A 12,284-nucleotide genomic window follows, 5' to 3' on the forward strand; every position below is an offset into this window, starting at 1 on the left:
AATGAAAAGAATGATGAAAAGTCATTCACGTTTCATTAAATAGATAGTCGTACAGGTCCTGTGCATTTTCATGACTTCCTATTGGTTCAAGCCAAATGGCTTCGCAAAGCCACTCGATAAATAACATACAGCTGAAGCTGCCGTTGCTTAACGTAACTTGATAGCGATCGGCTCCCCACTCTTGATGCGTCGCCGTTAAATTAAAAAGTGAACAGAAAGTTTGCTCCCACTGCTGAGTTTTTAAAGGCGTAGCGGGAAGCGGCGTATCGATGAATAGAGATTGCCCATTTATTTTTGCTGATGCTTTAATGTTTTGAATAGTTAACTGCTGCATGACAAGCTCGTGTGTGTGGATGATGAAGGTGGCTTTGAAAATGGATGCGTGTCCCATTTAGTATCAAAGGGGGTGCTTGTAGCTTCTAACAAGGCTTCAGAGAATGAAAAGTCATTGTTTTCGGCCAATTCAATTGCCTGCTGAAGCAAATGCGTGCGAGGAATAACCGCAGGGTTTAGCGATAAAAGCTCGGTGTCTTCTTCTCTTGCTAAACGAAGCTGGCGGTAGCTTTCCCACCATGCATCTAGTTTTTCTCTGTCAACGAATGTATCGCGAAAAGGACACTCGATACTGCTTACATTTGCTAACGCCAACTGACGAAAGTTATAAGTGTAATCTTGATTTTCGGTTTCAAGTACTTGGAGCCATGACTGCATTAGCGCAAGGCTTTGCTCTTGCTCACTAGTCTCAAGGCCCATACGGGAGAGCATCAGGTGTTGATATTGCGAAATGAAAGTTGGCTCGAAGGTAGATAGAGCGGCTTTTATTTCATCCACCGAACAATGACCTGAAAAGGCATGGGCAAGGGCATTTAAGTTCCAAAGGGCAATACCTGGCTGTTGATTAAAGGCATAACGGCCTTGATGGTCAGAGTGATTAAAGACCGCGCCAGACTCGTAGTTATCTAAAAAGGCAAATGGGCCATAATCAAAGGTAATTCCATGAATAGACATATTGTCTGTATTCATTACGCCATGCACAAAACCGTGGGTTTGCCACAGCGCGACCAATCTAGCGGTACGCCTTACTACCGCGCCTAGTAACGCAGCATAAGGGTTTGTAGCCTCTTTGCTTTCGGCAAAATGATGCTTAATGGTGAAGTCGAGTAAGCGTTGTAGCTTATCAGTTTGGCTAGCATAAAAGTAATACTCAAAGTGCCCGAAGCGAATATGGCTGGGTGCGGTTCTTATCATCATGGCACCGGTTTCTGAACGCTCTCGGTACACGGTATCTGAACTAGTAAAAAGGCACAGTGAACGGCTAGATGGAATACCTAAATAATGCAGTGCCTCAGCGCCAATATACTCTCTTAGTGTTGAGCGCAGTACCGCTCGTCCATCAGCACGTCTGGAATAAGGTGTTGGTCCAGCTCCTTTTAAATGGAGATCGTGAGGCTGCGCGTTTGAATCGATAACTTCCGCTAAAAGTAGCCCTCGTCCATCGCCTAATTCAGGGTTCCATTGACCAAACTGATGACCACCGTATTTTTGCGCAAATGCCCGTTGTGTGAGGGGCGTAACAGGGGAATGTAGCCAATCAAGCATGTTTTGAGGCTTCATTAAGGGCTCGGGAAGCGCAAGCTCATTGGCTAGCGTAGTGTTAAACAAGCCAACTCGCATGTCTTTAAGCGGTTCTGGAAGTATAAAACTACCCAGTTCAGGCAGGGTTTCTGCATAACGATTTAATAAACCCATTTGTTACTTATTTCCCGATAGCGTGCCACAATCTATAGGGCGGAAAGTAGCAAAATGTGAGGGCTAATAAAAGTGCCATTTACATCAGTGAGACACAGTGCAACTTATCACAGATTAAAATTAAACTTCCCTTCTATAAAGCGTGTATAAAAGACGCAAGCCAGCAATAATAAAAAACGGCCTTATTTGGGCCTAAAGGAAGCATTATGCTCACATTACATCACTTAAATAATTCTCGATCTCAACGCATTTTATGGTTATTGGAAGAGCTAGGCGTTGATTACAATATTGAACATTATCAGCGAGATAGCACCACAAACCTTGCACCGGATTCGTTACGTGCTGTGCATCCTCTTGGCCGCTCGCCAGTACTGACTACCCCTGAGGGCGCCATTGCTGAGTCGGGTGCCATTGTTGAATACTTAGTGCGTAAACACGGACAAACCCATTTTACCTCTCCAGAGAGTGGTGAAAACTTGCAGCAATATCTGTTTTGGTTACACTTTGCTGAAGGTTCGCTAATGCCACCCTTGGTCGCCAGGTTAGTGCTGGAAAAAGCCCGTCAAAAAGGTTCTAAGCCTTTCTTTATCAAACCCATCACGAACAAGTTAATTGATGGTATTTTGAATGCCTATTATGGGCCGAATTTAGCCCAGAGCTTGCGCTACGTAGAGTCTTACCTTGCTCATCACACGTGGTTTGCGGGTGAACAACCAACGGGCGCTGATGTGCAAATGATTTTCCCGTTGGAATCATTAGTGGCAAGTGGTAATGCCAAAGATTTTCCTGCTATTCGGGAATACGTGAAACGGGTACATGCAAGGCCTGCGTATAAGCAAGCGCTAGAAAAAGGTGGTGAGTACGCTTACGCCTGATGCGCAATGTTGAGCCTATCTCTGTTTGGATATAGGCTCTGATTAGGAATAGGCTTGAGCTAATTCACGTGTTAGCTGAAATGCGACACGCCAGTGCTAACCAAGCGCTACTGCTCGCGATGAATGTAATCGTTTATCAACTGCATAAAGGCGTCGCCATAGCGCGATAGTTTGGTTTGGCCTACGCCGCTTACATCTAGCATAGTGTCACGGGTGGTCGGTAGCTTAGCGGCCATGTCTACCAGTGTAGCATCACTGAATACTACATACGGCGGCACTTCGTTTTCTTCTGCCAGTACTTTACGTAGGTGCTTCAAGCGCATAAATAAGGTGCGGTCGTAGTTAGCCGGTGCTTGTTTGGCCTTTTTATCTGGCTTGAACTCTAATCTAGGCACCGCGAGTTGTACCGCAACTTCCCCTTTCAACACCGGGCGGGCAGCTTCTGTTAATCGAAGTGCTGCGTTGGCGGTAATATCAACCCGTATTAACCCCTTATGAATAAGTTGGTTAATCATGTTGTGCCAATAGCTGTCAGATTTGTCTTTGCCAATTCCATACGTTGAAAGCTGGTGGTGACCTGCTTCTTGCAAGCGCTTTAGTTGTTTGCCGCGCAGTACATCAATAAGATACTGCGTAGAAGCTTGCTGCGAAAGCCTAAGAATACAAGAAAGCACTTTTTGGCTAATGACCAAGCCGTCAATCATGGTGGGTGGATCTAGACAAATATCACAGTTGCCACAGGCGCTATCACTAAACTGAGAAAAGTAGTTAAGCAGCACTTGTCGACGGCAGGTTTGGGCTTCAGAAAATGCTTCCATGGCCGCAAACTTTTGAAGTTCGATGGCATTTCTATCGGCCTGCTCACCTTGTTCTATCCACTGACGTACCCGGGCTGCGTCTTTTTCATCAAACAGCAACATTGCCTCAGACTCAAGGCCATCTCGTCCCGCGCGCCCTGTTTCTTGATAGTAGCTTTCAACGCTTCGAGGTACATCGTGGTGTACAACGTAACGCACGTTCGACTTATTAATACCCATGCCAAAAGCGACTGTGGCTACCACAATATCAATTTTATCGTTCAAAAATTGACGCTGTACGAGTTCTCGTTCATCGGCATCCATACCCGCATGATAAGCCGCGCAGCGAAAACCTTGCTTGAATAGCTTGGCATGTAAGTCGTCTACTTTGGCGCGACTATTACAATAAATAATCCCGCTGCCCTCTTGTTGCTTAACGTAGCTAACAACTTGTTCAAAGGCTTTGTACTTCGACATCACCCGATAACGAATATTCGGTCTATCGAAGCTGCCTTTATAAACCAAGGGGTCATTAAGTTGCAGTTGGGTAAGGATATCGCTTTGGGTAGCGATGTCAGCTGTAGCCGTTAACCCAATAACAGGTATATCAGGAAAGCGGGCTTTAATCTGGCCGAGTGCACGGTAGTCATGCCTGAAATCATGCCCCCAATGGGATACGCAGTGCGCTTCATCGATAGCAAACAAGGCGACATCTGTTGTTCGAAGAGTTTGCTGAAAGCCAAATTGAAGCAAGCGCTCAGGGGAGACATACAATAAATCTAGCTGATTAGACACCATTTGCTCTGAAATGCTGGCTTGCTCTTCCTGACTAAGTGTTGAATTCAGGTAAGCGGCCTTCACCCCCAAGGCTTTTAACTGTTCTACTTGATCTTGCATTAACGAGATAAGCGGCGACACCACAATGCCAGTACCCGCGCGGATAAGCGCTGGTATTTGGTAGCACATTGATTTTCCACCACCGGTAGGTAGCAATACAAGTGCATCTCCACCTTTGCACACATGGTGGATGACGTCTCCTTGTCCATCGCGAAATTCGTCGTACCCGAACACATTTTTTAAAACGTTTTCAGGGGTTAGCGCATCAAAAACGGGAGAACTAATAGTGGTGTCGGCAATTACAGTAGTCATGGCGGGGGATTTTACGCGTTTTTCCATCGTTCTTCACGAAACAAACGCAAAAACTGGACTAAAATTCAGAAGTCATATGAAAAGGTATAACAAATAAAAACAGTGCAGCCCTTTAAAGTAGGCTAACGTCGAAGTAATGCTACTCATAAGAAAGGATGCAAGATGCGCACTTCAGACAATAAAAATATGCCTAGCCGCAACGATATGATTGCACATGTTATTAGCTTATTTCGTGATACTATGCCGTTTAACCAGTTATTAGGGCTAGAGTTTATTCGCTCGAATGAAGGGTTAGAAAGTGACAGCATAGAACTTCATGTTTCTTGGCGTGAAGCCTTAACCGGAAATCCACTGCAAAAAATTCTTCATGGCGGCGTGACAGCCACTATGCTAGATACCATAGGCGGCTTGGTCGCTATTATTGAAGCGATTAAACGAACTAACGATGCCGACCTAGCAAGCTTGCAAACCCGTTTACCGAAAATGGGCACCGTCGATATGCGCGTTGATTATTTACGACCAGGTCGCGGTGAACAATTCATTGCCACGGCCAAGGTAATTCGCGGTGGTGCTAAGCTGGCGGTTTGTAGGATGGAGCTTCACAACGAAAAAGGCGATCATATTGCCTTTGGTACGGGTACCTATATGTTGGGGTAGCCGGTAGAAAACGTATTTTGGAGGTGTTGAGTGGCGGAGCCATTACCCGATCTTATCGAAGAGTTTGTAACAGATGGTATGGGTGATGACCCAGCGTCTATTCTTACCGCATTAAGTGGGCAGGATACTGTCTACATTGCCTCCTTATTAGAATCGTTACCCCTAGAGCGACGTCTTGTCGTTTGGGAAGGCATTCCACGTGACCGCAAGCTTAGCGTGCTGGTGGAAATGCGTAGCGACCCCCGTGAAATTCTTATCGACGCCACGCCGCATAACGAGTGGGCGTCTATTTTTGCCGATATTGACGCAGAAGACTTACTTGAACTACTCGACTCACTACCCACTCGATTAGTTGATGTTGCCTACGAGGCACTAGATAGCCAAGAGCGTAAATACTTCCGCGAAGCGACTCAATTCCCTGATGAACAAGTGGGTCACTGGGTTAGTCATGAGTTGTTAGTACTGCCGGCTAATGCAAAAGTGAAAGAAGGCTTACGGCTTTTGCGACGAGACATACCTCAGCACTGCGATAGTATTTACCTAGTGAATCGTTCTGGTCAATTTACAGCACTGGTGAAAATTCATCGTCTTTTTGCAGCGCAAGAACACAGTTCACTGATTAGCATGGCCGAAGAAAATGTCACTATGCTAGTGGGCACCGATGAATCAACCGCCGCTTCATTACAAGTGCAGCGCTCGGGGCTATCCTCATTACCTGTGGTGGACGAATCGAACAAACTGATTGGCCGTTTAGATATAGCTTCGGCCAGTGAGTTAATGAATGAGTTTTACGAACGCCAAGTAATGGCGTCGGCAGGTATGGATGAAGACGAAGATTTATTCTCACCGGTGGCGAAAAGCGCGAGAAACCGTGCATTGTGGCTAGGTATCAACTTGCTAACCGCATTTTTAGCGTCTTGGTTTATCGGGCTGTTTGAAGCTACATTGCAGCAGGTGGTTGCCCTTGCGGTACTGATGCCCGTGGTCGCCAGTATGGGCGGTATAGCAGGTAGCCAAACCCTTACGCTGATTGTGCGCGGGTTGGCACTAGGACAGGTAACCCCAGCCAACTTACGTGCGCTTATGATGAAAGAGCTCAAAGTTGGAGGGCTAAATGGCGTGATATGGGCGTTAGTGATAGGCATAGTGGCCTATTTCTGGTTTGCCGATGCGCTACTGGGCATGGTGATTTGTCTCGCCATTCTGTTTAATATTGTAGCTGCAGCCCTTGCCGGTGTGTTTGTGCCCTTTATTTTAGACAGACTAAAGATAGACCCAGCGCTATCTGGCTCTGTTATTCTTACCACGGTAACTGACATTGTAGGCTTTGTTGCCTTTTTAGGTTTGGGAACGCTGTTTCTGCTGTAGCTGTAAATATAAGTAGGTTACGCACCTAACAAACTTTATCGAAAAATACCCCATTCTGGGCGCTATAGGCTTGTTATCTTAGGCAAGGTAATGAACACTATGCGCCTTTTTGCAGCCTTAAAAAGTGATAGCTAACTATGCGCGTTCAACAAGCCAGTGCTGCCCAAGTCGGAATAATGTGTGCCATTGCGGCTTACACCATGTGGGGCATAGCGCCAATCTACTTTAAACAACTTACTGTACTGCCGGCAGCAGAAATTCTAATGCACCGTATAATTTGGTCGGTATTGGTGCTTGTAGGGTTAATTGTGGCGTTAAATCAGTGGACCAAGGTCATGGCTGCCTTTCGCAACAAAAAGGTGATGCAGGTGTTATTGGTCGCTGGCATTTTGCTAGGCGCCAACTGGCTACTGTTCATCTGGGCCGTAAATAACGATCACATATTGGATGCTAGCTTAGGTTACTACATCAACCCGCTTATTAACGTTTTTCTTGGGCGGCTTTTTCTGGGCGAAAGGCTAAGAACGTTTCAGCGAGTGGCGGTGGTATTAGCCATCGTGGGCGTGGCTATTTTGATTTTCTCTTACGGTCATGTGCCTTGGATTGCACTTGTATTGGCGGGCAGTTTTAGTATTTATGGTATTTTACGCAAGCAGGTAGCGGTAGATTCTTTGCCGGGCCTTTTTATCGAAACGTTAATGTTATCACCCTTAGCTTTAGGGTATTGGCTGCTATTTGGTTCAGAATACAGCAACCTTTTTAATAACGACGCTAGCTTAAACATGCTTATTTTAGCCGCCGGTATTGTGACCACTGCGCCCTTATTATGCTTTACCGCAGCAGCACGGCGTATCATGTATTCAACCTTAGGTTTTTTGCAATACATAGGGCCAACACTCATGTTCGTGCTGGCGGTTTACTTGTACGATGAGCCGTTAGATGAGGCTAGGCTAATCACCTTTGGTTTTGTGTGGCTAGCACTTGCAGTATTTAGTGTCGACTCTCTTATTGCCTACAAAAAACAGCGAAAAGCCCTAAAGGCATCGGTGCAGTCGGCTAAGGTAACCAGTGAAACTCAAACTTCTTGAGTTTCACTGTTTAGGTAAACCTGGTTACGCCCAGCATGTTTTGCTTTGTATAAAAGCTTATCTGCGCTACTTAGCAAGGTTTCAATATTTTGCGTAGGTGTATTACAAAGCCCAATACTGCAGGTTACTTTCACGCTTTCTTCGCCTAATTGAATTGGCGTTTTCTCTAACGCTATTCTGAATCTATTTAGCCGCTCTTGTGCGTTATTAAGGTCGATTTTAGGCAAGTAAACGCAAAATTCTTCCCCACCAAAACGTGCAACCAGCGTATCGTTAAAATGCACTTGCAATAGGTTAGCTACTGCTTTGAGCACAAGATCGCCCGCATCATGCCCGTAGGTATCGTTAATACGTTTAAAATGATCCAGGTCGATAAGCGCTAAAGCATGCTGCTCAGGAAGCTTTTTGTACTGCACGGTAACGGTATAAAAGAAATGACGGCGGTTAGGCAACCCAGTTAAGTAATCGGTATTGGCCGCACGTCGAATGGCTTCTACGCTTTCGATATATTCAATATTCTGCATCACGCGGCATAAAAACTCTTCATGACAGTAAGGTAAATGCAAAAAGTCGTTCGCGCCGCTTTTTATGAAATGCGCAGACATAAGCGGGCGTTGGTCGCTTGCTAGCCCAATAATGGCTAACTGCTCTTTTGAAAAGGCTTTACGCAGGCCTGAAATAAATTGCGTGCCCGTCATATCTGGAAGCGCGTTGTCGGTGATAACCAACCTGATATGCGCATGCTCAGCCAATATGCTCATAGCATCGCTGGCAGTAGGGCAGTCATAAACCACAAAGTTGTGTCGATAAAGCAGTGACAGCATTTTTCGTCTAGATGAGCGGTGAGTACTAACAACCACAACACCGGTAGATTTGTTCTTCTCTAACCTAAACAGTAAACGGCTTAAATAATCGTAATTTTGCGCGTTTTCTTTGGGAATGTAATCAACGACGTCTTTTTCTAACACCTTGTCTCGGGTTTTTGCTTCTAACGCATCAGTAGTGACGATGGCTGGAATGAAGGCGTCAATGGCGAAGTCGATGGCTTCGCCATTCGGGGCATCCGGTAAGTTATGAGCAACAATGGCGCACAAAAAACTCTCTGGCATCATAAGCGCAAAACGTGCGCTCGCTTCCGTCAATGAGTGGGCGCCAACAGGGGTTAACCCTGCTTTTCTGACAAGTTTTGATACAACGTCTAAATTTTTATCGCTGTTTTCTATCACCAGCACGTTTTGCGGCATATTTCTCTACTTGGGTTCAGGCTTCTTGCCAGATGACTATGCTTTTTCCAATTTAGCATAGGCGAGAACGAGCCATTTTGTACCGAATTCGTCAAAATTAACTTGTACCCTAGCGTGTTCACCACTGCCTTCGTAGTTTAATACTATTCCTTCACCGAACTTGCGATGAGCCACTTTTTGGCCCAACTGAAAGCCGGTCTCTTCAAAAGAGGCATGTGATGTTGCTTGGCTGAATCGGTTATGTATCGGTCGAGAAATAGTAGACTTGAGCCTTACTTCTTCAACACAGTCAGCAGGAATTTCACGAATAAAGCGAGATGCCGTGTGATACTTGTCTTGCCCGTACAAACGGCGGCTTTCCGCGTAAGTAATATACAGCTTTTCCATGGCGCGGGTCATGCCCACGTAACACAGGCGGCGTTCTTCTTCCATTCTGCCAGGTTCATCATTGGTCATTTGGCTTGGAAACATGCCTTCCTCAACACCGGCCATAAACACCATCGGGAATTCTAGCCCTTTTGCGGTGTGAATCGTCATCATCTGCACTGCATCTTGGTCGGTACCTGCTTGGGTTTCACCCGCTTCTAACGAGGCGTGAGCAAGGAAGGCTGAAAGCGGCGTCATTTCCTCTGCTTCGTCAGGTACCGTAAATTGCTTACAAGCGGTAACCAATTCTTCCAAGTTTTCTAAGCGCGCTTGAGCCTTTTCGCCGCGTTCGGCTTGATACATGGCGTATAAGCCTGACTGCCTAATAGCCACATCGGCGTGTTTTTCTAATGGCTCGTCTACCGTAGCTTGTTCAAGCTCGGTAACTAACAGCACGAAACTTTGAAGGGCGTTAAGTGCACGGCCTTTTAGCGCGTTTTCGTTAATGAGAAGTTGGCTAGCCTGCCACATAGAGCAATTATGTGCTCTGGCGGCTTCTCGTACTTGTGAGAGGGTTTTCTCACCCATACCGCGAGTAGGTGTATTCACCACACGTTCAAAGGCGGCATCATCATGAGGGTGATTCATCATACGAAGGTAGCCAAGTGCATCTTTAATTTCTTGGCGTTCGAAGAATCGAAGGCCACCATAAATGCGGTAGGGTGTACCTTGGTGAAGTAAGGCCTCTTCTAATACCCGCGACTGGGCGTTATTGCGATACAAAATCGCGGTGTCTTTTAGTGCATTGCCTTGGTTCAGCCAGTCTTTAATTTTCGACACAATAAAGCGGGCTTCGTCTAACTCATTAAACCCAGCATAAACAGATATGGGCTCGCCATCGTTGCCGTCTGTCCAAAGCTCTTTGCCTAATCGGCCTGTGTTGTTATCAATAACCGTATTGGCGGCTTTCAAGATGGTGCCGGTAGAACGGTAGTTTTGTTCTAATCGAATGGTTGTGGGGTTATTGAAGTCTTTTAAGAAGTGCTGAATATTATCAACATTCGCGCCACGCCAGCCGTAAATAGATTGGTCGTCATCACCCACAATCATAATATTGTTTTGATTGCCGCTACATAACATGCGTAGCCACGCGTATTGAATGTTGTTGGTATCTTGGAATTCGTCCACTAATACAGCGCGGAAGCGGCGCTGGTAGTTGGCGAGTACTTCGGGGTTTTTAGCCCAAAGTTCGTGAGCACGTAACAACAACTCGGCAAAATCCACAAGCCCTGAGCGGTCGCACGCGTCTTGATACGCGGCGTAAATTTCACGCATTTTTTGTTGGGTTTGATCGTTGTGGGTTTCAATATGTTGAGGACGTAGCCCTTCGTCTTTATTACCGTTGATGTACCACTGAATTTGACGGGGCACCCAGTGCTTTTCGTCTAAATTCATGGCTTTTAGAATACGTTTAATCAAACGGTATTGGTCATCTGAATCAAGAATTTGGAAGTTTTCAGGCAAATTAGCTTCTGCATGGTGGGCGCGAAGCAGCCTGTGGGCTAATCCGTGGAAAGTACCAATCCACATGCTATTAAGACCACGGCCCATCAACGATTCTATTCGGCCACGCATTTCTTTGGCGGCCTTGTTCGTAAAGGTTACGGCCAGAATGGAAAAGGGGGCAATATTTTCCACTTCCATTAACCATGCTATTCGATGTACTAACACCCGAGTTTTACCGCTTCCTGCGCCAGCTAAAATGAGGGCGTTAGAAAGAGGGGCTGCTACCGCTTCACGTTGTTTGTCGTTAAGCTCGTCAAGCAGTCGGGATACATCCATAATATGGTCAACCTAATTTGTCTAGTTTCAATGCTGCAACATTATGCCAGCTGACTGTGAATTTATACAGGCCTGTTTAATGAAGCTTAGCGGCTAGGGGATAACTTTTACCCTGTTAAGCTGATATCGGCCGTATTCACGGGCGGGTTATCGATAAGTTGAACAATTTTCACGCTTGAAGCGTAGTCTGTAGGTGTTGTTTTTATGGTGGCTCATGTACACTTCGAGCCATTAAGCTGCCTACTACAATCTAGGCTTTGTACCATCTTGTGCCTTTTACCCGCACTTAGCGGGGTTTGAACTTTACTTTTACAGGAACTGCCTCATGCACGCACTCTCTCCATCGACTGACTTTTGGTTATCGTTAAAAAAAGAAGCGCAAACTGTGGCAGAAAGCGAGCCGCTATTAGCGAGCTATGTTCATGCCTGTATTTCAGCCCATCACAATTTTGAGTCGTCGTTAAGCTTTATACTATCAAGCAAAATGGCTGATGAAGTGATGCCTGCTATTGCCATTCGTGAAGTATTTGATGAGGCCTATTTGTTAGAGCCGTCGATTAGTGAGTCGGCAATGGCCGATATTAACGCGATTCGTGCTCGAGACGCGGCAGTAGATGACTTCTTAGTGCCATTACTGCACTTTAAAGGCTTTCATGCCGTGCAAGTTCACCGTATGGCGCACTACTTGTGGTTGCACGGTAGACATCAACTTGCCTTGTTCTTGCAAAGCCGTAACTCGGCTACCTTCGGCGTAGATATTCACCCTGCCGCTAAGATAGGTAAAGGCGTGATGTTCGATCACGCCACCGGTATTGTAGTGGGTGAAACTGCGGTTATAGAAGACAACGTGTCTATCTTGCAAAGCGTAACCCTGGGCGGAACCGGGAACGAGTCGGGCGATCGTCACCCTAAAATTCGCCAAGGCGTGTTAGTTGGCGCAGGTGCTAAAATTCTTGGCAATATCGAAATTGGCGAAGGGTCTAAAGTGGGCGCAGGTAGTGTTGTGCTAGACAATGTTCCACCTCACGTTACCGTAGTGGGTGTACCTGCAAAAGTCGTTGGGCGGCCGGTATGCCAGCGCCCTTGCGATTCTATGCGCCAAAACGTGCTAGAAGACAACCAGCCTTATTCGCAAAAGCCTTAAGCGCT

10 protein-coding genes are annotated in these 12,284 nt (G+C 46.1%); 5 read left to right on the forward strand and 5 right to left on the reverse strand.

Annotated elements, in window-relative coordinates; genetic code table 11:
- Positions 1-25: 25 nt before the first annotated feature.
- Together AVL57_RS00985 and AVL57_RS00990 are read right to left on the reverse strand one after the other, a co-directional pair.
- The gene (locus AVL57_RS00985; RefSeq protein WP_057794726.1) at positions 26-334 is read right to left on the reverse strand and encodes a DUF3630 family protein; all 309 of its coding nucleotides are present in this window, start codon (positions 332-334) and stop codon (positions 26-28) included.
- The gene (locus AVL57_RS00990; protein ID WP_057794724.1) at positions 322-1,749 is read right to left on the reverse strand and encodes a protein adenylyltransferase SelO; all 1,428 of its coding nucleotides are present in this window, start codon (positions 1,747-1,749) and stop codon (positions 322-324) included. The genes AVL57_RS00985 and AVL57_RS00990 overlap by 13 nt, the downstream gene beginning before the upstream one ends.
- 206 nt (positions 1,750-1,955) lie before the next feature.
- Here AVL57_RS00990 and AVL57_RS00995 point away from each other — a divergent pair, with 206 nt between their 5' ends.
- Positions 1,956-2,624, forward strand: a complete 669-nt coding sequence (locus AVL57_RS00995; protein ID WP_057794722.1) for a glutathione S-transferase family protein — start codon at positions 1,956-1,958, stop codon at positions 2,622-2,624.
- Between the two features lie 107 nt (positions 2,625-2,731).
- On the opposite strand, the gene recQ is transcribed toward AVL57_RS00995, so the two are convergent.
- Positions 2,732-4,570, reverse strand: a complete 1,839-nt coding sequence (gene recQ, locus AVL57_RS01000) for a DNA helicase RecQ (RefSeq protein ID WP_057796456.1) — start codon at positions 4,568-4,570, stop codon at positions 2,732-2,734.
- A gap of 162 nt (positions 4,571-4,732) precedes the next feature.
- Between recQ and AVL57_RS01005 the strand changes: the two genes are divergently transcribed.
- The 3 genes from AVL57_RS01005 to rarD all read left to right on the forward strand — a co-directional run bounded on the left by AVL57_RS01005 (position 4,733) and on the right by rarD (position 7,683).
- On the forward strand, positions 4,733-5,227 hold the full coding sequence (locus AVL57_RS01005; protein WP_057794720.1) for a thioesterase family protein: 495 nt from the start codon (positions 4,733-4,735) through the stop codon (positions 5,225-5,227).
- A gap of 30 nt (positions 5,228-5,257) precedes the next feature.
- Positions 5,258-6,595, forward strand: a complete 1,338-nt coding sequence (locus AVL57_RS01010; protein WP_013785925.1) for a magnesium transporter — start codon at positions 5,258-5,260, stop codon at positions 6,593-6,595.
- A 137-nt stretch (positions 6,596-6,732) separates the two neighbouring features.
- On the forward strand, positions 6,733-7,683 hold the full coding sequence (gene rarD / locus AVL57_RS01015) for an EamA family transporter RarD (RefSeq protein ID WP_057794718.1): 951 nt from the start codon (positions 6,733-6,735) through the stop codon (positions 7,681-7,683).
- Here the strand turns inward: rarD and AVL57_RS01020 are convergent.
- The gene (locus tag AVL57_RS01020) at positions 7,671-8,927 is read right to left on the reverse strand and encodes a GGDEF domain-containing response regulator (RefSeq protein WP_057794716.1); all 1,257 of its coding nucleotides are present in this window, start codon (positions 8,925-8,927) and stop codon (positions 7,671-7,673) included. The two genes, rarD and AVL57_RS01020, sit on opposite strands and share 13 nt — an antisense overlap.
- Before the next feature lie 36 nt (positions 8,928-8,963).
- Positions 8,964-11,135 carry a DNA helicase II gene (uvrD, locus tag AVL57_RS01025; RefSeq protein WP_057794714.1) on the reverse strand — a complete coding sequence of 724 codons (2,172 nt, stop codon included), beginning with the start codon at positions 11,133-11,135 and terminating at the stop codon, positions 8,964-8,966.
- A gap of 325 nt (positions 11,136-11,460) precedes the next feature.
- Here uvrD and cysE point away from each other — a divergent pair, with 325 nt between their 5' ends.
- A complete protein-coding gene (cysE, locus tag AVL57_RS01030) occupies positions 11,461-12,279 on the forward strand; it encodes a serine O-acetyltransferase (protein ID WP_013785921.1) in 819 nt (272 codons plus the stop codon).
- Positions 12,280-12,284 lie beyond the last annotated feature (5 nt).

Source organism: Alteromonas stellipolaris (assembly GCF_001562115.1).
GTDB classification, from domain to species: Bacteria; Pseudomonadota; Gammaproteobacteria; order Enterobacterales; family Alteromonadaceae; genus Alteromonas; species Alteromonas stellipolaris.